Annotated in this window: 23 protein-coding genes; 9 read left to right on the top strand and 14 right to left on the bottom strand. The window is 70.8% G+C overall.

All coding sequences use genetic code 11. The annotated features are described in order from the left end of the window. Window positions 1-21 precede the first annotated feature (21 nt). The 4 genes from ASC67_RS16350 to ASC67_RS16365 form a co-directional block, all read right to left on the bottom strand. Window positions 22-441, bottom strand: coding sequence for a hypothetical protein (locus tag ASC67_RS16350; protein ID WP_056323740.1), 420 nt, complete (start codon window positions 439-441; stop codon window positions 22-24). Between the two features lie 73 nt (window positions 442-514). Then, window positions 515-766, bottom strand: coding sequence for a hypothetical protein (locus ASC67_RS16355; RefSeq protein ID WP_056323743.1), 252 nt, complete (start codon window positions 764-766; stop codon window positions 515-517). Window positions 767-776: 10 nt separating this feature from the next. Then, window positions 777-1,049 carry a hypothetical protein gene (locus tag ASC67_RS16360; protein WP_056323746.1) on the bottom strand — a complete coding sequence of 91 codons (273 nt, stop codon included), beginning with the start codon at window positions 1,047-1,049 and terminating at the stop codon, window positions 777-779. A gap of 90 nt (window positions 1,050-1,139) precedes the next feature. Further along, the gene (locus ASC67_RS16365) at window positions 1,140-1,532 is read right to left on the bottom strand and encodes a tautomerase family protein (protein WP_056324230.1); all 393 of its coding nucleotides are present in this window, start codon (window positions 1,530-1,532) and stop codon (window positions 1,140-1,142) included. Between the two features lie 255 nt (window positions 1,533-1,787). Between ASC67_RS16365 and ASC67_RS16370 the strand changes: the two genes are divergently transcribed. The 4 genes from ASC67_RS16370 (at window position 1,788) to ASC67_RS16385 (ending at window position 5,790) form a co-directional block, all read left to right on the top strand. Further along, window positions 1,788-2,651 (top strand): pirin family protein, encoded by an 864-nt coding sequence (locus ASC67_RS16370; protein WP_056323749.1) that lies wholly within the window; start codon window positions 1,788-1,790, stop codon window positions 2,649-2,651. A gap of 285 nt (window positions 2,652-2,936) precedes the next feature. Then, on the top strand, window positions 2,937-3,464 hold the full coding sequence (locus ASC67_RS16375; protein ID WP_056323752.1) for a Spy/CpxP family protein refolding chaperone: 528 nt from the start codon (window positions 2,937-2,939) through the stop codon (window positions 3,462-3,464). A gap of 88 nt (window positions 3,465-3,552) precedes the next feature. Continuing rightward, window positions 3,553-4,263, top strand: a complete 711-nt coding sequence (locus ASC67_RS16380) for a response regulator (protein WP_056323754.1) — start codon at window positions 3,553-3,555, stop codon at window positions 4,261-4,263. Window positions 4,264-4,299: 36 nt separating this feature from the next. Beyond that, window positions 4,300-5,790 carry a HAMP domain-containing sensor histidine kinase gene (locus tag ASC67_RS16385; RefSeq protein WP_056323757.1) on the top strand — a complete coding sequence of 497 codons (1,491 nt, stop codon included), beginning with the start codon at window positions 4,300-4,302 and terminating at the stop codon, window positions 5,788-5,790. A 21-nt stretch (window positions 5,791-5,811) separates the two neighbouring features. Here the strand turns inward: ASC67_RS16385 and ASC67_RS16390 are convergent, their stop codons facing one another. Genes ASC67_RS16390 through ASC67_RS16400 form a run of 3 tightly spaced genes read right to left on the bottom strand, consistent with a single transcriptional unit; the run spans window position 5,812 to window position 8,384 of the window. Then, window positions 5,812-6,291, bottom strand: coding sequence for a DUF3717 domain-containing protein (locus ASC67_RS16390; protein WP_056324235.1), 480 nt, complete (start codon window positions 6,289-6,291; stop codon window positions 5,812-5,814). 20 nt (window positions 6,292-6,311) lie between these two features. Beyond that, entirely contained in the window at window positions 6,312-7,622 is a 1,311-nt protein-coding gene (locus tag ASC67_RS16395) for a tryptophan--tRNA ligase (RefSeq protein ID WP_056323762.1), read from the bottom strand. Window positions 7,623-7,679: 57 nt separating this feature from the next. Further along, window positions 7,680-8,384, bottom strand: coding sequence for a hypothetical protein (locus ASC67_RS16400; protein ID WP_056323764.1), 705 nt, complete (start codon window positions 8,382-8,384; stop codon window positions 7,680-7,682). Between the two features lie 126 nt (window positions 8,385-8,510). Here ASC67_RS16400 and purN point away from each other — a divergent pair, with 126 nt between their 5' ends. Next, complete coding sequence (purN, locus tag ASC67_RS16405; protein ID WP_056323768.1) at window positions 8,511-9,140, top strand: phosphoribosylglycinamide formyltransferase; 630 nt, start codon at window positions 8,511-8,513, stop codon at window positions 9,138-9,140. Window positions 9,141-9,170: 30 nt separating this feature from the next. Here purN and ASC67_RS16410 read toward each other — a convergent pair whose 3' ends face one another. The 4 genes from ASC67_RS16410 to ASC67_RS16425 form a co-directional block, all read right to left on the bottom strand. Beyond that, window positions 9,171-9,605 (bottom strand): universal stress protein, encoded by a 435-nt coding sequence (locus ASC67_RS16410; protein WP_056323771.1) that lies wholly within the window; start codon window positions 9,603-9,605, stop codon window positions 9,171-9,173. A gap of 89 nt (window positions 9,606-9,694) precedes the next feature. Continuing rightward, entirely contained in the window at window positions 9,695-10,570 is an 876-nt protein-coding gene (locus ASC67_RS16415) for a sulfurtransferase (RefSeq protein ID WP_082536071.1), read from the bottom strand. Between the two features lie 80 nt (window positions 10,571-10,650). After that, entirely contained in the window at window positions 10,651-11,547 is an 897-nt protein-coding gene (locus tag ASC67_RS16420) for a DMT family transporter (RefSeq protein ID WP_056323774.1), read from the bottom strand. A gap of 60 nt (window positions 11,548-11,607) precedes the next feature. Next, window positions 11,608-12,768, bottom strand: a complete 1,161-nt coding sequence (locus ASC67_RS16425) for an aromatic ring-hydroxylating dioxygenase subunit alpha (RefSeq protein ID WP_056323777.1) — start codon at window positions 12,766-12,768, stop codon at window positions 11,608-11,610. 252 nt (window positions 12,769-13,020) lie between these two features. Between ASC67_RS16425 and ASC67_RS16430 the strand changes: the two genes are divergently transcribed. From ASC67_RS16430 to ASC67_RS16445, 4 genes are all read left to right on the top strand, one after another. After that, window positions 13,021-13,281 carry an exodeoxyribonuclease VII small subunit gene (locus ASC67_RS16430; RefSeq protein ID WP_056323782.1) on the top strand — a complete coding sequence of 87 codons (261 nt, stop codon included), beginning with the start codon at window positions 13,021-13,023 and terminating at the stop codon, window positions 13,279-13,281. Further along, window positions 13,278-14,171, top strand: coding sequence for a polyprenyl synthetase family protein (locus tag ASC67_RS16435; RefSeq protein WP_056323785.1), 894 nt, complete (start codon window positions 13,278-13,280; stop codon window positions 14,169-14,171). Before ASC67_RS16430 ends, ASC67_RS16435 begins: the two co-directional genes overlap by 4 nt. Before the next feature lie 7 nt (window positions 14,172-14,178). After that, complete coding sequence (gene dxs / locus ASC67_RS16440) at window positions 14,179-16,074, top strand: 1-deoxy-D-xylulose-5-phosphate synthase (RefSeq protein ID WP_056323786.1); 1,896 nt, start codon at window positions 14,179-14,181, stop codon at window positions 16,072-16,074. A gap of 127 nt (window positions 16,075-16,201) precedes the next feature. Continuing rightward, window positions 16,202-17,104 (top strand): GTP cyclohydrolase I FolE2, encoded by a 903-nt coding sequence (locus ASC67_RS16445; RefSeq protein WP_082536072.1) that lies wholly within the window; start codon window positions 16,202-16,204, stop codon window positions 17,102-17,104. A 63-nt stretch (window positions 17,105-17,167) separates the two neighbouring features. On the opposite strand, the gene ASC67_RS16450 is transcribed toward ASC67_RS16445, so the two are convergent. From ASC67_RS16450 to fae, 3 genes are all read right to left on the bottom strand, one after another. Continuing rightward, window positions 17,168-17,830 (bottom strand): HAD family phosphatase, encoded by a 663-nt coding sequence (locus ASC67_RS16450; RefSeq protein ID WP_056323791.1) that lies wholly within the window; start codon window positions 17,828-17,830, stop codon window positions 17,168-17,170. A 29-nt stretch (window positions 17,831-17,859) separates the two neighbouring features. Then, window positions 17,860-19,728, bottom strand: coding sequence for a chorismate-binding protein (locus tag ASC67_RS16455; protein WP_056323794.1), 1,869 nt, complete (start codon window positions 19,726-19,728; stop codon window positions 17,860-17,862). Window positions 19,729-19,906: 178 nt separating this feature from the next. Next, window positions 19,907-20,440, bottom strand: a complete 534-nt coding sequence (fae, locus tag ASC67_RS16460; protein ID WP_056323797.1) for a formaldehyde-activating enzyme — start codon at window positions 20,438-20,440, stop codon at window positions 19,907-19,909. Window positions 20,441-20,538 lie beyond the last annotated feature (98 nt).

Raw genomic sequence — 20,538 nt, forward strand, 5'->3', positions numbered from 1 at the left:
GGTAGCGATGGGTTCGCACGCTCAGCGGATGCGCTGGGCGAGCGCTGCCTTGACGGCCGGGCTGGCGTGCAGTGCCCCCAGCACCACCACCGACTCGACGGTGGCCAGCGCGAGCTCCGGCGTCACGTCGGCGGTGAACGATGCGAGACCGAGCACGCGGATCTGCAGCGTCTGGCCCGCCGCCTGCACGGCGCGCAGGTCGCTGGCGGTGAACTGCTGGATGCCCAGCACCAGAGTCTTGCGGGCCACGGCCTGCTTCAGCACATCGGCATGGCCGGCGAGCTGGTTGCGGACCGCCGTGCGGATCAGGTCCGTGCGGTTGGCATAGAAGCCGTCCTGGACGAGCAGGTCGATGTGACCGAGGTCCACGTAACCGAGGTTGATGGTGACCTTCTCGTCGAGCGGCTTGGTCGCGGTGGAAAGTTGGCGTCGTGCAGGCATGACGCCATCCTATCACCATCCACTTGGATGGTTTTTTGGCGATCCCAAAAACAGGAATCGCCTCCGGGCGCCTTCAACTGCCGACCGACTCCGCGCTCTCCTGGGCCGCACGGCGGCCTGCATCCATGGCGAAATGGAGCGCGGAGCGAGCATCCTTGAAACGGTGGCCACCGGCGAGGCGCTCGTCGCGGAACACCGCCACCGGCTCGCCGGTCAGCTTGCGCACCTGCATCACGACGACGGCGGCCAGGTAGCCTCCGCCGGGAGCGTCGAGCGCCCCGCCGTAGATCCGGAAGTCGCCGCAGTCGCGCTCGTCGAAATGCATGCGCCGGGCCTCAGTTGCGCTCGGGCAGGAGGGACAGCACGGCAGGCACCGTCTCGGCGCTGTCGAACTGGGCCGCTCGCGCGGCGTGCAGTGCCCGCACGTCCGCGACCCCCGGCAGCACCGTGTCGGCACTGCAGATCGGGCACACGGCCGTGGTGTCGTCGTGAACCCAGGCCACCACGTCCTGGGGCTTGAAGGTGCCCAGGCAGGAATAGCAGCCGGCGATGGAGGACCGCGCCAGGGCGGCGCGGTTGTTGAAGGACTGGAGGTGGGTGTAACTCATGGCGTCTAGCCTAGGGCCCGCCCACGACAGCGGCCATCCCGCTAGAGGGGGAGAAGCTGGGGTGTCCGGGCCCGGCTTGCCGGGCATCGCTCAACCGGGCGCAGGTGCGTACTGCATCTCGCCGTTGCCGAACGACCAGTTCTCCTTGGCGACCTCGATCAGGTTGATGAAGACATCCTGCCGGCGCACGCCCAGCCTGGCGTGCACATCGTCGGCGATGCGCTTGTAGAACGCCTTCTTCAGCTCGATGGAGCGGCCCTGGTTCAGCGTGATCTGGATGAACACGATGCCGGGCGAATACTCGACACCCAGATAGCTGGCCGGGAACACCAGTTCGCCCTGGCCGTGCCGGGCGATGATCTGGAACTTGTCGTCGGCGGGCACGTTGATCAGGTCGGTCATGGCGGCGTAGATCAGCTGACCGATGTCACGTCCCAGCGTCGGTGGGGCGTCATGCGAAATGTCGATTCGAACGAGTGGCATCGTTTCCTCGCGGCGGTTCGGGGTGAAGGGAGGCGGCAGGGCCATGCAACGGCGACAACCGGCCGATCTGACTGTGTCACAGCCGGCGTTTCGTCGACGGCCTGGGGTTGTGGCAAGTCCTTCAACGGGGGCTTGAAGCCGGGTCCGGTGCCGGTTCCCTTCCGGTCGATTGCAGCCGCTTGAACCCTGCGTGCAGATTCGGTGCGTTGCGGGCGGGCCGGTCCGCCCCAAACTCCTGCTCGAAGGAGAGCAAGCATGAAGCAGATTTCGTTCGTTCAGCGCAGCCAGGGGCGCCACTGGGTCGGCGACGGTTTTCCGGTGCGCAGCATCTTTTCGTACAACGACCTCGCGGAGCAGATGTCGCCTTTCCTGCTGCTCGACCATGCGGGTCCGGCGGACTTCGAGCCGACGTCCCGGCGGCTGGGTGTCGGCCGGCATCCGCACCGCGGCTTCGAGACGGTGACCATCGTCTACGCCGGCGAGGTGGAGCACCGCGACTCGACCGGTGCCGGCGGTTCGATCGGCCCCGGCGACGTGCAATGGATGACCGCCGGCCGCGGCATCGTCCACGAGGAATACCACGGCAGCGACTACGCGCGTCGCGGCGGCCCGTTCGAGATGCTGCAGCTGTGGGTCAACCTGCCGGCGAAGGACAAGCGGGTCGCTCCCGGCTACCAGGGCATCACCTCGGCGCAGATCCCGCGCGTGGAATTGCCGGAAGCCGCGGGCACGGTGCGCGTGATCGCCGGCGAACTGCAGGGGGTCGAAGGACCGGCGCGCAGCTACAGCCCGATGAACCTGTGGGACCTGCGGCTGGTGGCCGGCAAGCCGGTGCGGCTGACCGTCCCGGCCGGTCACACGACGGCGCTGTTCGTGCTGAAGGGCGCGCTGCGGGTGGACGGGAGCGACGCCGTGGTCGGCGAGGCGGAACTCGCCGTGCTGGAGCGCGAGGGCGACACGCTGCAGATCGAGGCCGTGGAGGACACGACCCTGCTGCTGCTCGGCGGCGAACCCCTGAAAGAGCCCGTCGTCGGCCAGGGGCCGTTCGTGATGAACACGCAGGCCGAGATCCGGCAGGCGTTTCTCGACTACCAGAGCGGGCAACTGGATCGCCCATGAAAAAGGTGGACAGCGCGCGGCGCTGTCCACCATAAAGAAGCCGTCAGCGGGAGGAGGGAGACGGGAGGAGAGACGGCTTCTTGTGCCGGTCCGGCGCGTCGCCCGACCAACGCTTTCAATGTAGTGCGGGCTTGCCGGAGGGTCTGTAGGAAAACGGCTCGATCCGGGCTTCAGCCTAGGGGCTCGGCGCATTCACAGATCTTTACCGGCTGCGCAAGCGGGCTTCACTCCCGCATCCGACCATCTGTTCACCCCCTGATGGGGTTTGCATGGAAAGGACGCACGATGAACAGCTTCACTCTTCCTTCCCGCGGTCTCCGCGGCGTGATTCTCGGCGCGGCCATCGCGCTGGCCGGCGGCGCGAGCCTGACGGCCTGGGCTGTCCCCGACGGCGGGCCGGGAGGTCCGCGTGCCCACGGCGCAGCGGGCTTCGGCTGGGGAGCCTCGCCGCGCCAGCTCGACCGCATGCTCGACAGCGTGAAGGCGACCGACGCACAGCGCAGCCAGATCAAGCAGATCGCGCAGGCGGCGGCGGCCGACCTGAAGGCGCAGCGCGAGGCCGGCAAGGGCCTGCGCGAGCAGCAGGCTCACCTGTTCACGCAGCCCACCGTCGACGCGCAGGCCGTCGAGGCACTGCGCCAGCAGATGATGGCGCAGCACGACCAGGCCAGCCGGCGCATGAGCCAGGCCCTGGTCGACGCGAGCCGCGTGCTGACGGTCGAGCAGCGCGTGCAGCTGGCCGAGCGGATGAAGTCGCGCCACGAGCGGATGGAGCGCCACCACCGCGCGCCGCCGCCCGAGCCCAAGGGCTGACGCGGTTGCTGGCGTGGCCGGCCCGGCCTGCCGGGTCGGCCACGCTGTTCTATCCTCCGGAGCCCGGGCTCCACCGCCACCAACCACCATGAGTGCTCGACTGCTGCTGATCGACGACGACACCCGCCTCACCGCGATGGTGGGCGATTACCTGCGCCAGGCGGGCTACGAGGTCGAGGTCGCGCCGACGCTGGCGTCCGGCCGCACGCGCCTCGAGCGCGAGCTGTTCGACGCGCTGGTGCTCGACCTGATGCTGCCCGACGGCGACGGCCTCGACCTGTGCCGCGAGCTGCGCGCCGCGCCACGCACGCGGGCGCTGCCGCTGCTGATGCTCACCGCGCGCGGTGAGCCGATGGATCGCATCGTCGGCCTCGAACTCGGTGCCGACGACTACCTGCCCAAGCCTTTCGAGCCGCGCGAACTGCTGGCGCGCGTCAAGGCCCTGCTGCGCCGCGCGACGCCGAGCGGCAGCGATGGCGACGTGCTGCGCTTCGGCCGCCTCGAGGTCGACGCCGGCGGTCGCCAGGCCCGCCTCGACGGCAGGCCCTGCGACCTGACGAGCTACCAGTTCGACCTGCTCCAGGTGCTGGCCAATGCGCCGGGACGCGTGCTGTCACGGGACCAGATCATGGATGCGCTGAAGGGCCACGCGCTCGAGGCCTTCGACCGCTCGATCGACGTGCACATCTCGCGCATCCGTGCGGCCATCGAAGACGATCCCAAGACGCCGCGCCGCATCCTCACCGTGCGCGGCGCCGGCTACGTGTTCGCGAAGAAGCAGGATGCCGAGGCAGCCTGATCGGCGCCGCGCCCGCGCAGCAGGACGGTCCGGCCGGTGAAGACGCTCTATCTGCGCATCTACCTCACCGTGGTGGCGGCGCTGCTGCTGTTCGCGCTGGTGTCGGGCTGGCTGCTCCAGCGCAACATCGAGCACGAGCGCATCCGCGTCGAGGCGAGCGGCAACGAGCGCCTGATCGCGTGGGGCGAACTGCTGCAGAACGCGCTGCCGGCCGTCGACGCACCGCGCGAGGAACAGAGCCAGGCGCTGCTCGAGTGGTCGTCGCGGCTGCGCATGCCGCTGGCGCTGGATGACGAACAGGGCCAGCGCATCGCCACCTCGCAGGCCTTCGCCCGCTGGATCGACGGTGCTGGCGGACCCGATGCGCCCGGGCCGCCCGATGAACTGCGCCGTCCACCCCCGGACGGCGCCGACATCGCCCCGCCCGAGCGGCCGCGCGAAGCGCGCCGACCGCGCCCCGACGACCGGCTGCCCGACCTCGTCGAGCGCCGTCCGCCGCAACGCGTGGTGCTCAGCGACGGCCGCACGCTCTGGGTCGTGCGGCCGAGCATGCTGCGTCCGGGCGGGCGCGGCCCCGACGGGCGCCTGCTGGTGCCCGAGCCGCCGTTCTTCATGCGCGGCGTCGGCCTGCTGCTGACTCTGGGCGTGCTGTTCGTGGCCGTGGCCGGTGGGGCCTATCCGGTGGTGCGGCGCCTGACGCGCCGGCTCGAGACCCTGAAGCGCGGCGTCGAGACCTTCGGCGCCGGGGAACTGCATCACCGCGTGGACGCCACCGGCCGCGACGAGATCGCCGCGCTGGCGACGAGCTTCAATGCGGCGGCCACGCGCATCGAGTCGCTGGTGCAGGCCAACCAGTCGCTGCTGGCCAATGCCAGCCACGAGCTGCGCTCGCCGTTGGCGCGGCTGAAGATGGCCCTGGCCATGCTCGACACCACGGCCGCCGACCGCCGCGGTCCGCTGAAGGACGAGATCGAACGCAACATCCGCGAACTCGACACGCTGGTGGAGGAGGTGCTGCTCGCCAGCCGGCTCGATGCCCGCCACCCGCGCTCACGCGACGGCGTCGACGAGCGGGTGCGCGATCCGGTCGACGTGATCGCGCTCGCGGCCGAGGAAGCGGCCCGCGTCGATGCGGTGCTCGAGCTGCCGGACGAGGCCGACCGCGCCGCGGCGGTGCCTGCCACGCTGCTCGGCGACGAGCGCCTGCTGCGCCGCGCGCTGCGCAACCTGCTCGAGAACGCCCGCCGCTACGGCGGCGTCGGGGCGCCGGAGCTGCAGTTGCGCCGCGTCGGCGAGCGGCTCGAGCTGAGCGTCAGCGACCGCGGTCCGGGCGTGCCCGAATCGCAGCGCGAGCGCATCTTCGAGCCCTTCTACCGCCTGCCCGGTCATGCCGAGCAGGCCGGCGGCGTGGGCCTGGGTCTCAGCCTGGTCCGGCAGATCGCCCAGCATCACGGCGGCGAGGTGCGTTGCGAGCCGCGTCCGGGCGGCGGCAGCCGTTTCGTTCTCAGCCTGCCGATCACGCCCTGAGGCGCGAAGGCGGCGAGCGGTTCACGCCGCGGTCGGCGGCGGGCTGGCGGCCGGTGCGTCCTCGCCCGGACTCGCTGCCCGGGCGGCCGTCGCATCGACCTCGTGCGCGCGTTCGGCGTAGCGGTTGAAGCGCCAGGCCGTGGCCTCCATCGTGATGCGCCGCCAGGTGGTCCGCTTCGCGGCCGGGCTCAGCGCCGGCCAGTGCTGCACCTCGTCGAAGGTTCTGCCGCAGCCCTTGCAAATGTCGTCGCCCTGGCTGGTCGAGCAGATCGCGATGCACGGGGCGTCGGGCGTGCTCGCGTACCACGCGAGCCACGCGGCCTTGGCCTTCGGCGGCATCGTGGCCTCGTCGCACTCGCTCTCGTGGTAGTAGACCAGCAGGGCATACACCTCGGCCAGCGCGCGAACTTCGGCGCAGGCGGTGATGCCGTCGGGTGACGGCGAGCGCTCGCGCCACCAGTTGATGGCCGACTCGATGTCGGTGATGTGGATGCCGGCCATGCCCGCGCCCTGGGCGGCGATCACGCCTGTGCGGCGGCCAGCGCGTTCAGCGCGGCTTCCACATCGGCCGCGTCGACGCCGGCGCCGCGTTGCACCGGCGCGTCGGCCAGCGCCGCCGCGCCTTCGGTCTTCAGGCGCTTCACCCAGCCGCCGGCCTCGCGGCCCTCGGCCAGACCGGCGCTCTGCAGCAACAGCTTGTCGTCAGCGGTCATGAGCTTGAAGAAGAACAGGCCGTTCTCGCGGTACTGCTTGAACTCGGGCAGCGCCTTGCCGGCGGCGCGTGCCGTCGTCGTCTTCGCGGCCGGGCGGTTCACCGCCACCATCGCGCGCAGGCCGACCGCGTCGCGCAGCTCGCGCATCAGCGGCAGCGCCACCGCGCGGGCCTTGCGGGCACCCTCGAGCAGCGCGTCCTCCACGCGCTCGGGGTGGGCCATCAGCTCCTCGTAGCGAGCCCGCATCGGGCCCACGTGCGACTCGATCAGCGCCACGGTGCGCGCCTTGGCCTCGCCCCAGGCGAGGCCGGTGCGCAGCTCGGCGCGCAGCGCGGTGCGCTGCTCTGCCGTGGCGAAGGCATCGTGGATGGTCACCAGCGAGGAACTGTCGGGGTCCTTGGCCTCGCCCGGCAGCCGCGAGTCGGTGACGATGCGCGCGACCGACTCCTTCAGCGCCTTCGGGCCGCCCTCGAACAGCGGGATGGTGTTGTCGTAGCTCTTCGACATCTTGCGGCCGTCTAGCCCCGGCAACGTCGCCACGTCTTCCTCGATCTCCGCCTGCGGCAGCACGAACAGATCGTGCCCCCGGCCGAACAGGTGGTTGAAGCGCTGGGCCACGTCGCGCGCCATCTCGATGTGCTGCACCTGGTCGCGCCCGACCGGCACGCGGTGGGCGTTGAACAGCAGGATGTCGGCGGCCATCAGGATGGGGTAGCAGTACAGGCCCATCGTGATGCCGGCGTCGATGTCTTCCGACGCCGCGGCATTGGCGTCCGTCGCGGCCTTGTAGGCGTGGGCGCGGTTCATCTGGCCCTTGGCGGTCACGCAGGTCAGCAGCCAGGTGAGTTCGGTCGTCTCGGGGATGTCGCTCTGGCGGTAGAAGGTGACGCGCTGCGTGTCCAGGCCGGCGGCCAGCCAGGTGGCCGCGATCTCCAGGCGCGAGCGCTCGATGCGGTCGGGCTCGTCGCACTTGATCAGCGCGTGGTAGTCGGCCAGGAAGAAGAAGCTCTCGACGCCAGGCTCGCGGCTCGCGGCGATGGCCGGCCGGATCGCACCGACATAGTTGCCCAGGTGGGGCGTGCCGGTGGTCGTGATGCCGGTGAGGACGCGTTGGGTCATGAAAGCTGCTTCCAGGGACTCGTCGGGTCGCGGATTCTAGGCAGGCGTCGCCGGGCTTCAGTCGGCGTCGCTCACGCGCAGCCACGCGATGGCGATCAGCAGCAAGGGCACGAAGGTCTCGAGACCCTCCTCGTGCAGATGCGCCAGCGCGGTGGCGGTCCAGCCGAGCGGGCGGTGGTATTCGTCGGCCAGCACGGCCGGCAGGCGGTCGAATACCTTCGACAGCACCAGCAGCACGCCGGCCAGCACGACCAGACGGCCCCACGGCCGACGGTAGAGGCGCCGGCGCAGGAAGGCGAGCGTGTTGAGCCCCAGGCCCCCCAGCACGGTCCCGAGCACGCCGAGCGCGATGAGGCCACCGAACAGCTTCTGCGTCAGCGTGACCTCGTGTCCGCGGTAGAAATTGATCTTCAGGAAGCTGACGCTGCCGAACAGCGCCTGCTTGTGCAGATCGAGTTCGCGCGCGCAGAACAAAAGGCACACCGCCGCCAGCAGCACGGTATAGCGGTTCACGCCGGCCGTGGCGATGATCACGGCGGCCAGCACCAGCCAGGCGATCACGCTCGTCCATTCGAGCGGGCCGTCCTCGGAGGTGAGCCAATCGACCATCGGGCGGTCGCCCGACAGCGCGATCGACACGAGCCACAGCACCAGCGCCGCCAGCAAGGCGACCGTGACGACCTCGGCTCGGCTGATCGGTGCCCAGCGGCTCGATGACAGGGCGATGGAAGGGGGCACGGAGCGCCCGCGGGCAGCGTTCATTTGATGGGAGCGTGGGGTGGGGTCGCGGGATGCTGCAATGAGCTGTCCGGTCGGCCTGTCGCCGAGGCGTCATTGGCCAGGCGCCAATTATCGGTGCCCCGGGATACCCGCCTACACTGCCGGCCCATGAAGCGCATCGTGATCCTGATCTCCGGCCGAGGCTCCAACATGGAGGCCATCGTGGAGGCCTGCGCCGCGCAGGCCTGGCCGGCCCGGGTGGCGGCCGTGATCAGCAACCGCGCCGATGCCGCGGGCCTGGACTACGCTGCTGCGAGAGGCATCGCGACGGCGGTGGTCGAGCACCGCGCCTACGCCGACCGCGAGGGCTTCGACGCCGCGCTGGCACAGGCCATCGATGCGCAGGCCCCCGACGTGGTGGTGCTGGCCGGCTTCATGCGCATCCTGACGCCGGGCTTCGTGCAGCGCTATGCGGGCCGCCTGCTCAACATCCATCCTTCGCTGCTGCCGGCCTTCACGGGCCTGCACACCCACCGGCGTGCGATCGAGGCCGGCTGCAAGCTGGCCGGCGCCACCGTCCACTATGTGACGGCCGAACTGGACCATGGCCCCATCGTCGCGCAGGCGGCGGTGCCGGTGCTGCCCGGCGACACCGAGCAGACGCTGGCCGCGCGCGTGCTGGCCAGCGAGCACCGCCTCTACCCGATGGCGGTTCGCTGGGCGATCGAGGACGCCCTGCAGGTGGATGCGAACGGCGTGGTGCGGCAGCGCGACGGCGCCGCGCAACTGATGCTCTGACCGTCGCCTCGGCCGGCCCCCGGCCGAGGATCAGCGCACCACCAGCACCGGGATCGCGGTGTGGGTCAGCAACTTCTGCGTCTCGCTGCCCAGCAGCAGCGCGCTCATGCCGCGGCGGCCGTGCGAGGCCATCACGATCAGGTCGCAGCCGCGCTGGCTGGCGTGCTCGATGATCGCCTCGTAGGGATGCAGCGCCTCGATGGTGTAGGTCTCGCAGCCCAGGCCGGCGGCCTGGCAGGCGGCGGCGACCTGCTGCACGCGGCGCTGCGCGATCTGCTCCTGGGCGTCGAAGTATTCCTGCGGCGCGATCGGCTGGATCTCGCTGATCGCGCTGTACGGGAAGGGCTCCTTGACGCTCAGGGTCTCGACCTTCGAGCCCAGGGCCTTGGCCAGCGAGACGGCGGTCGCGATGGCCTTGGTCGTGACGTCGCTACCGTCGGTGGGAACCAGGATGCGTTGGTACATGGCGGCCTCCTTGGCTGCGGGACTGACAGGCGCATCTTGCGCCTTTGCCCCGCCCCTGATCTTGCCGAGGATCAAGCTTTGCGTCGAGCCTAGCCGCGTGCCACCGGGCGGGCCGGATCGGCGCACCACTCGCTCCACGAGCCCGGGTAGAGCGCGGCACCGGGCAGGCCGGCGATCTCCATCGCCAGCAGGTTGTGGCAGGCGGTGACGCCGGAGCCGCACTGGTGCACCGCCTCGGCCGGCGGGCGGCCCGCGAGCAGCGGGAGGAAGGCGGCGCGCAGCGCCTCGGGTGCGAGGAAGCGGCCCTGGGGATCGAGGTTGTCCTTGAACGGCCGGTTCAGGGCCCCGGGGATGTGGCCGGCCACCGGGTCCAGCGGCTCCACGTCGCCACGGAAGCGCTCCGGGGCCCGCGCGTCGATCAGCCGCACGCGACCGAGCCCGGCCTGCAGCGCGGCGGCATCGATCGTCGGGACGAGTGAGGCCGCGGCCTCATAGGCGCGATGGGTCGCGGCGGCCGCAGGCGTTTCGGTCGCGAGCCCGCCGCCGGCCGCCACCCAGGCGGCGAGTCCGCCGTCCAGCACGGCGACCTCGCGGTGGCCGAGCCAGCGCAGCATCCACCACGCGCGGGCCGCGAACATCCCGCCCTGCCGGTCGTAGACCACCACCGGCGTGGTCGGGTCGATGCCCACGCGCGACAGCGTCCGAGCGAAGGCCTCGCGCGAGGGCAGCGGATGGCGGCCGCGGAAGCGGCCGTCGGCGACGGGCGCGTGGTCGGCCAGGTCGCGGTCGAGGTGCAGGTAGTGGGCGCCGGGCAGGTGGCCCTCGCGGTAGCTGCGCTCGCCGGCCGCGGGATCGGCCAGGTCGAACGAGGTGTCGACCACGGCGGTCGGCGCGCCGGCGGCGAGCCGCTCACGCAGCGCCGCAGCCTCGATCAGCGGCAAGGGCAAGGCAAGGACATCGGTCATCACAGTTCTCCTGAATCGCAGCCTGAGGCCGCGCGCGGCCGCCGCGGATCCGGCTTCGCCGCTGGCGCAACGGGGGTGGTTCACGTCTCCAGCGTCGATTGCACAGCGTCCCGCGGCGCCGCGCGGTTGCGCAACTGTGTGGCGGCGATGCCGGCGGCCACCACCAACGCCATGCCGGCCAGCGCCATTGGGGTGATCGGGTCGTCGAACAGCAGCGCGCCGAAGACGAAGGAGTAGACGATGCCGAGGTACTGCAGGCTCGCGTTGACCAGCGGCCGCCCGGTGGCATAGGCGCGCGTCATCAGCAACTGGGCGGCGGTGGCGAAACCGCCGACGGCCAGCAGCATCAGCGCCGCGAAGGCATCGGTGTGGGCGGTGAAGCCCCCGGTGGGCAGCGCCGTCAGCAGCCCGGCGGCCATGCCGCCGACGGAGAAATAGAACACCACCCGCGGCTCCGGTTCGCCGGCCCGGCCGAGCGCGGTGACCTGCAGGTAGGCCAGCGCCGACAGCAGGCCCGACAGCAGGCCCATCAGGCCGTGCCAGAGCTGGTCGCGCTCCATCGTCGGCCGCAGGATCAGTGCCACGCCGATGAAGCCGACCAGCACGGTCGCGATGAGCCGGCCGTCGGTGCGCGCGCCGCCGAGCATGATCGCGCCACCGATCAGGAACAGCGCCATCCACACCGAGGACATGTAGTTCAGCGTCATCGCCGTCGCCAGCGGCAGGCCGGAGATCGAATAGAACCACAGGCTGAGCGCGGTGACGCCGCTGGCACTGCGCCAGAAGTGCATCGCCGGCACGGGCGTGCGCACGCCGGCGCCGCGCCGGTGCAGCAGCGCCGCCATCGAGAGCGCGCCGATGAGCCCGCGGTAGAACACGATCTCGCCGGTGCCGTAGTGCGCCGACGCGTACTTGACGCACACGCTCATCGCGGCGAACAGCAGCGTCGCGAGCATCATCAACAGGGAAGCGGGCATCGTGCGGATCCGAAACCGGAGGAGGGCCGCCCGCCGGGCGGCCCTTGTGCGTAGCGGCGGTCAGCGCGGCAGCGCGGTGCGCCGCCGGTACCACTCGTGGAAGTGCTGCATGCCGTCTTCCATCGGGCTCTGGTAGGGCCCGAACTCGTCGTCGCCGCGCCGCCACAGCGCCTCGCGTCCGGCGTCCATGCGCAGCGCGATCTCGTCGTCCTCCACGCAGGTCTCCATGTAGGCAGCCTGCTGCGCCTCGACGAACTCGCGCTCGAACGCGGCGATCTCCTCGGGGTAGAAGAACTCGACCACGTTGAGCGTCTTGCGCGGCCCCTGCGGAACCAGCGTCGAGACCACCAGCACGTGCGGGTACCACTCCAGCATCACCGTCGGGTGATAGGTCAACCAGATGGCGCCGTGCTTCGGCGGCACGCTGTCGTGGGCGTCGCGACGGTAGTTGAGCAGCGCCTGGTGCCAGCGGCCGTAGACGTCGGAACCCGGCTTGCCGAGCGCCTCGCCGGCATGCCGTGCCACGCCCACGGTCTGCAGCGAGTACTCGGGACCCATCTGCCAGCGCAGGTCGTCGCAGGCGACGAAGTTGCCGAGGCCGGGGTGGAAGGGGCCGACGTGGTAGTCCTCGAGGTAGACCTCGATGAAGGTCTTCCAGTTGTAGTCGCACTGGTGCAGGTGCACGCGGTCGAACACGTAGCCCGAGAAATCGAACTCCGGCGGCAGCGCGAGGCCGGCCAGGTCGGCGTGCACGTCGCGACCGATCCGCTGGCCGTTCGCCTCCCGAGGCGCCTCGAACAGCAGCCCGTTCCACTGCTGCACCGGGTAGTTGTTCAGGTGCAGGCAGGGGTCGTCGGGGAAGTGCGGGGCGCCGACCAGCTGGCCCGACAGATCGTAGGTCCAGCGGTGCAGCGGGCAGACGATGTGGTTCTTCGTGTTGCCGCGTCCGCGCAGCATCACCGCCTGGCGGTGGCGGCAGACGTTGGAGATCAGCTCGATGCCCTGGGGCGTGCGCACCAGTGCCCGGCCCTCGCCTTCCTGCAGCAGCGCATGGTGGTCGCCGACCTCGGGCACCGAGAGCGCATGCCCGAGGTAACGCGGGCCAGGTCGGATGATGAGCTCCTCCTCGCGTCGGTACAGATCCTCGTCGAAATAGCTCGACACGGGCAGCTGCGCGCGGCTGCGCCCGAGGACTTCGCGGGTGATGCTCAGGTCGGACATGATCCGAGGGGTCTCCGATATCCGGTGCCGGCCGTCGGAGACGGCTTGGGCGCCACGCCGTCACGGCGACGGCAGGGGCACCTGCATGCTGCAGGGAGGAAGGTGGATTCTATCGGCCTCTTCGCCGCGCACCGGGTCGCGCCACGGTCCACGGCAGCAATCCCTAGGGCCTTTGGGGCGTCGCACAAATGCTCACGCTCCGCGGCATGCCTTGACGCCCGGCTGACTACAATTGGGTTTTGACGCGATCTCATGGCCAAGCAAGCACCCGCCAGCGGGCCCAGCCCTTCGATTCCCGCCGCCGAACCCGCCAGCTACGAGGCGGCGCTGGCGGAGCTCGAACAACTGGTCGCGGCCATGGAGGCCGGGCAATTGCCGCTCGATCGCCTGCTCGACAGCTACCGGCGCGGCGCGGTCCTGCTCGGCTACTGCCGCGGGCGGCTCGAGGCGGTGGAGCAGCAGGTGCAGGTGCTCGAGGCCGGCGAGCTCAAGCCCTGGGCCACGGCCGCATGAAGCGCGACGAGTTCGACGGCTGGTCGCGCGATCGTCTCGAGGCGGTCGAAGCGGCGCTGGAGCGCTGGGTGCCGGCGTTGGCGCCGGCCGGCCTGGGTGATGCCATGCGCTACGGCGTGCTCGACGGCGGCAAGCGCCTGCGTCCGCTGCTGGTGCTGTCGGCGGCCGAAGCCGTCGGCGCGACCAACAACGAGGCCGCGTTGCGCGCCGCCTGCGCGGTGGAACTGATCCACGCCTATTCGCTGATCCACGACGACATGCCCTGCATGGACGACGACGTGCTGCGCCGCGGCAAGCCCACCGTGCACGTGAAGTTCGGTCAGGCACAGGCCATGCTGGCCGGCGACGCGATGCAGGCCCTGGCCTTCGAGGTGCTGACCCCCGAGGACGAGAGCGTGCCGCTGGCGCTGCAGGCCCGCCTGTGCGGCCTGCTGGCCCGCGCTGCCGGTCAGGACGGCATGGCCGGCGGGCAGGCGATCGACCTGGCCAGCATCGGCCGGCCGCTCGACGAGCAGTCGCTGTGCGACATGCACCGCCGCAAGACCGGCGCCCTGCTGCAGGCCAGCGTCATGATGGGCGCAGCCTGCGGCGACGCCAGCCCGCAGGCCCGGCAGGCGCTGGCCGAGTACGGCGCGGCGCTCGGCCTGGCTTTCCAGGTGGTCGACGACATCCTCGACGTGACCCAGCCCTCGGTCACGCTCGGCAAGACCGCCGGCAAGGACGCCGACCAGAACAAGCCCACCTACGTGACCGTGCTCGGCCTGGGCGCGGCGAAGCGCCGGGCGCAGGCGCTGCGCGAGCAGGCCCAGACGGCGCTGGCCCGCAGCGGCCTGCCCGACGCGGCGTGGCTGAGCGTGCTGGCCGACAAGGTCGTCGAGCGCGATTGCTGAACCGTCCATGAAGTCCTATCCCCTGCTGTCCACCATCGACCAGCCGGCCGACCTGCGCGGCCTGTCGCGCACCGAGCTGAAGCAACTCGCGCAGGAACTGCGCGACCACGTGCTCACGAGCGTGTCCCAGACCGGCGGTCACCTGTCGAGCAACCTGGGCACGGTCGAGCTGACGATCGCGCTGCACCACGTGTTCCACACGCCGCAGGATCGGCTGGTGTGGGACGTGGGCCACCAGACCTATCCGCACAAGATCCTCACCGGCCGGCGCGACCGCATGGCCGGCCTGCGCCAGCTCGGCGGCATCAGCGGCTTCCCGCGCCGCGACGAGAGCGAGTACGACACCTTCGGCACGGCGCACTCGTCGACCTCTATCTCCGCCGCGCTCGGCATGGCGCTGGCCGCCAAGATCAAGGGCGAGGATCGCCGTTCGGTCGCGATCATCGGTGACGGTGCGATGACCGCTGGCATGGCCTTCGAGGCCATGAACAACGCCGGCGTATCCAGCGCCAACATGCTGGTGGTGCTGAACGACAACGACATGTCGATCTCGCCGCCGGTGGGCGCGCTGAACCGCTATTTCGCGCGGCTGATGTCCGGGCGCTTCTATAGCGCCGCCCGCCAGGGCGCCAAGAGCGTGCTGAAGAACGCGCCGCCGCTGCTCGAGCTGGCGCGCCGTTTCGAGGAGCACGCCAAGGGCATGATCGTGCCCAGCACCATCTTCGAGGAATTCGGCTTCACCTACGTCGGTCCGATCGACGGCCACGACCTCGACTCGCTGATCCCGACGCTCGAGAACCTGCGCGACCGCAAGGGCCCGCAGTTCCTGCACGTGGTCACGAAGAAGGGCTACGGCTACAAGCTGGCCGAGGCCGACCCGGTGGCCTACCACGGCCCGGGCAAGTTCAATCCCGCCGAGGGCCTGAAGAAGGCGGCCCCCGGCAAGCCCACCTTCACCCAGGTGTTCGGCCAGTGGTTGTGCGACATGGCGGCGAAGGACGAGCGCCTGGTGGGCATCACGCCGGCCATGCGCGAGGGCTCCGGGCTGGTGGAGTTCGAGCAGCGCTTCCCGAACCGCTATTTCGATGTCGGCATCGCCGAGCAGCATGCCGTGACCTTCGCCGCCGGCCTGGCCTGCGAAGGGCTGAAGCCGGTGGTGGCGATCTACTCCACCTTCCTGCAGCGTGGCTACGACCAGTTGATCCACGACGTGGCGATCCAGAACCTGCCGGTCGTGTTCGCGCTCGACCGGGCGGGCATCGTCGGGGCCGACGGCGCCACGCATGCCGGCGCCTACGACATCGCCTACATCCGCTGCGTGCCCAACCTGAGCCTGATCGCGCCGGCCGACGAGAACGAGTGCCGCCAGGCGCTGACCGCGGCTTTCGAGCAGCAACACCCGGTGGCCGTCCGCTATCCGCGCGGCGCGGGCGTCGGCGTGGCCCTTCAGCCTGAACTGACCGCGCTGCCCTGGGGCCGCGGCGAACTGCGCCGCGAGGCGCGCGGGAGCGGCCGGCGGATCGCCATCCTGGCGTTCGGCACGCTGCTCTACCCGGCGCTGGCCGCGGCCGAGAAGCTCGACGCGACGGTGGCGAACATGCGCTTCGTCAAGCCGCTGGACACCGAACTGGTGCTGCGCCTGGCGCGCAGCCACGAGGCCCTGGTCACGGTGGAGGAGGGCTGCCTGCAGGGCGGCGCCGGCAGCGCGGTGCTCGAGGCGCTGCAGGCCGCCGGTGTCAACCTGCCGGTGCTCACGCTGGGCCTGCCCGACGAGTTCGTCGAGCATGGCGATCCCGCCAAGCTGCTGGCGCAGCTGGGGTTGGACGCCGCCGGCATCGAGCAGAGCATCCTCAAGCGCTTCGGCGCCAAGCTCGAGCTGGTGCGGCCGGCGATCAACGGCTGACGGCTATCGCCGCCATCGAGGCGACAAGGCCCCTGTCGCCCTTGCAACTGCGCCGTCTGATACAAACTGTCATGCTCGCGAACGAATTCAACGCCCCAAGCCGCACACACCGGCCGGCGCGACGCCCATGAACGACATGACCCACGTTTCCGCCCTCGGCCTGACGCAGCACATCCCCGACACGCAGAGCGAGCGGGACGAACGCCACCTGGCGATCCAGCGCGTCGGCGTCAAGGACGTGCGCTACCCGCTCACCGTGCGCATCGGCGAGCAGCTCTCGCCGACCGTGGCGAACTGGAGCCTCGACGTGGCGCTGCCGGCCGAGCAGAAGGGCACCCACATGTCGCGCTTCGTCGCCTGGCTGGACGCCCTCAGCGCCTCCGGCAAGCCGCTCGACGAGGCCGCGCTGCGCGACGAACTCGCGGTGATGCTCGACAAGCTGCATGCGGTCGAGGGGCGCATCGAGGCGCGCTTCCCGTTCTTCATCCGCAAGCACGCGCCGGTGTCCGGCGTGTCCAGCCTGCTCGACTACCAGGGCGCCTGGATCGCCGAACGCCGCGCCGGCGTCGGCACGACGGTGTGGTGCGAGGTGGTGGTGCCGGTCAAGAGCCTGTGCCCGTGCTCGAAGGAGATCTCCGACTACGGTGCGCACAACCAGCGCTCGCACGTGACGATCCGCGCCGAGCTGATGGAGCCCCCAGGCGACCGCCGGCGGCCGCCGCCCCCCGGGGGGGGCGAGTCGACTCGGGAGCGGCCCGTCGTCGACTCGGCAGTTGAACTCGGCTTCGACGCCCTGGTGCGCTTCGCCGAGGAGTCGGCGTCGAGCGAGATCTGGGGCCTGCTGAAGCGCCCCGACGAGAAGTGGATCACCGAGCGCGCCTACGAGAACCCGAAGTTCGTCGAAGACCTGGTGCGCGACGTCGCGCTGCGGCTCGACGCCGACAGCCGCATCGGGCGCTACCGCGTCGAGGTCGAGAACTTCGAGTCGATCCACAATCATTCGGCGTTCGCGGTCATCGAACGCGAATGACGAACCTCCCTCGCCTCCGGCACGGGGGAGAGGGCCGGGGTGAGGGGGCGAAGCCCCGTCCGCTCAGCCGCCCAGCATCTCGATCGGCCAGCCCTCGTACTGTGCGATCCCCCGCAGCCGCGCGTCGGGGCGCACCGCGACCGGCTGGCTGACGGCGCGCAGCAGCGGCAGATCGCTGGCCGAGTCGCTGTAGAACCAGCTGTGTTCGAGCCGATCCAGCGGCCGGCCCTGGCTGTCGAGCCAGGCCCTCACCTTGTCGAGCTTGTGCGCGCCGTGGCAGGGGGTCCCGACGATCTCGCCGGTCGGTACGCCGTGGCTGTCGACAGCCGATTCGGTGGCGAGCACGTGCTCGATGCGGAAGGCGCGCGCAAAGCGCTCGGCGATGAGGCGCGAGGTCGCCGTGACGATGCAGCACAGGTCGCCCGCCCCCAGGTGGCGCGCCACCAGCACGCGGGCCGCGTAGGGCAGCCGCGTCGAGACCTCGGTCTCGAACTCGTCGAGCCAGTGCGACAGCTCGGCACGCGTGAGCCGCGTCAGCGGCGCGAACATCGAACGGTGCAGGGCCGCGATGCCGAGCCGGCCCTCGGCATAGGCCTTGCAGTGCGCCAGGTAGTCGGCTTCCTGTGCCGCCTCGACGACACCGCGCGCGACGAGGAAGCGCGTCCACTCCATGCCGCTGTCGTAGGGCAGCAGCGTGTGGTCCAGATCGAAGAGCGCGAGCTTCATGTCGGAGGAGAGATCGACCCCGGGCCGGTTCAGACGACGCGGGCCGGCACGGCGCCGCGCAGGGCGTTGCAGACGACCACGGCCTCGGCCCGTGCAAGGTCGGCGCGGGTCAGGCAGCGCTCCGCAGCGGCCCAGACCGGGTCCTCGAGCAGCAGGCCGCGCATCACGCCGGGCAGGGCGCCGTCGGAGAGCGGGGGCGTCCACCAGCGTCCGTCGAGTTGCAGGAACACGTTCGTGCGGCCGCCCTCGACCAGCCGGCCGTCGGCCGTGAAGAACAGGCTGTCGAAGGCGCCTGCGGCTTCGGCGGCCCGCACGCCGGCGTCGTAGGCGGCGCGCAGCGTGGTCTTGTGGCCGGCCAGCGGACGCGGCTCGGACAACGGCACGGGCTCGAGGCGCAGCGTCACCGGGCCGGCCGGCAGCGCGGCCAGCGGCGCGCCTGCGAGCTCGAAGCGGCCGGCGCGGTCGAGCGCCAGGCGCAGCCGGCTCGGCGTGGCGGCCGGCAGCCGGCCGACCTCGTCCTGCAGCGCCTCGCGCAGCTCGATCTCGTCCCAGCGAAAGCCCAGCGCGGCAGCGCTACGCTGCATGCGTGCGAGGTGGCGATCCAGGTGGCGCACGCCCTGTTCGCGCGTCGCGTGCAGGGTCTCGAAGATCGAGAAGCCCGGGTCGAGACCGGTCAGGAAGCGGCCCTTGAGCTGGCACTCCCCGTATTCGTCCTCGGCTTCGCTGTCCAGCACGATGCCGGCGCCGATGCCCAGCCGGCCCGCGCGCAGGCCATCGCGGTCGGGGCCGAGCGTCAGCGTGCGGATCGCCACCGACAGGCAGAAGTCGCCGCAGGCCGCGCCCGCCGCCGCGGGTGCTGCGGGTGAGAGATCCACCCAGCCGATGGCACCGCAGTACAGGCCGCGCGGCGTGCTCTCCAGGCCGGCGATCAGCTCCATCGTGTGGTGCTTGGGCGCACCGGTGATCGAGCCGCAGGGAAACACCGCGCGCAGCACCGTCGGCAGGTCGGTGCCGTCCGCCAGCTCGGCGCGCACCGTCGAGGTCATCTGGAACACGGTGGCGTGCGACTCCACCTCGAACAGCTCCGGCACCTTCACCGAGCCGGTGCGGGCGATGCGGCCGAGGTCGTTGCGCAGCAGGTCCACGATCATCAGGTTCTCGGCGCGGTTCTTCGTGTCCAGGCTCAGCAGGCGGGCCGTCTCGCTGTCGCCTTCGAGCACGGCACGGCGGGGCGCGGTGCCCTTCATCGGCTTGGCGACGAGCTGGCCCTGCGCATGGCGGACGAACAGTTCCGGCGAGCACGACAACACGTGCGTGACGCCGCTCGCCGCCGCCTCGTCGGCCGGCAACGCGATGAACGCGCCATACGGCACCGGCTGGCGCGTGCGCAGCCGGCGGTACAGCGCGACCGGCGTGCCGTGGGCCTGGAAGTCCAGTCGGTAGGTGTAGTTGACCTGGTAGGTCTCGCCGGCGCGGATGGCCTCGTGGATGCGGCCGATCGCGGCGTGGAAGGCCTCGCGGTCGACGCTCGCCTGCACGTCCAGCGAACCGGCCGGGCCCGGCTCTGCCGCGCCCTCGACCGTGGCGAGCCAGCGCCCGGCCTCGTCGGCCGACAGATGCTGCAGCTCGCGGAACAGCAGCACGCGCAGCGCGGCACGCTCGTCGCCGGCGCGTCGGCCGGCCCGCAGCAGCTTGGCGCCCCATTCGTAGTCGGCCAGCAGCACCGCGTGCAGGCCCGCGCGCTGGTCGGCCTCGACCGCGCGCCACACCGCGTCGAGCGCAGCCGGATCGTCGCAGCGGTGCGTGCGCACATGGCCCGTGTAGAGCCGACTGCTCGGCCGCTCGGCCGTCGCCGCGCGGTCGTCCAGCAGCGCAAAGGCGTCAACGTCGTCGCTCATACGCACGCGGTCAGCGTCACAAACCAATCACCCATTCAACGACAAAGCCGCCGCCACAGCGCACAGGCCGTGGCCAACCGCAGGCCACCCAGTGGACGCCGCGGGACCGGCTCCGCCGGCCCGCCAGCGTCGCCCCCTTCGAGGGGGAGCGGCGCAGCCGCAACGGGGGTGGTCATTTTTATGACCAATCGTCCATGTCGTGCTTGATCGTGTGCCGGTTGGCGATCAGCTCGTCGATCGACGGCTCGTTGTTCAGCGCACGGCGGATCGCCAGCTTGGTGGCCTCGTAATTGGTGCGGTACATGTCCTTCTTGTCGAGGTTCGGGTCCTTCGCGCAGCGCGGATCGATCCACACCAGGCTCACGATGCACAGCTCGTTGGCCACGTCCTTCGGGATCACGCCCTCGATCACGCAGTCGATCACCGCGTCGGCGGTGGCGGCCTGCACCACGCCGCCGAACAGGTCGATGTTGGCGCTGTCCTTCAGCGTGACCTTCGGCACCGTGATGGTCGCCGGGCGGACCATCTGGTTGCAGGCGCGGATCGCGAACATCGCGGTGTGGCCCTTGCTCTGCGCCATCATGTTCGCGAACGCGGCGCCCACCGGACCGTCGGTGCGGCCGATCAGGATCTCCGGCATCGCGTCGGTGAACTGGCCGTCGGCGGCGAACACGGTGGCTTCGCCGGCGTGGAAGGTGTAGGTCTTGCTCATGGCAGGGTCTCGAGTGAGTGGACGAAGGAAAAGCAGAAAGAAATAGAAGACGGACACAGGACCGATCGGTCCGCCCGGCACCGGCCGAGAGCTTAGCC

Origin of the sequence: Methylibium sp. Root1272, assembly GCF_001425905.1 — a bacterium.
Lineage (GTDB): Bacteria > Pseudomonadota > Gammaproteobacteria > Burkholderiales > Burkholderiaceae_C > Methylibium.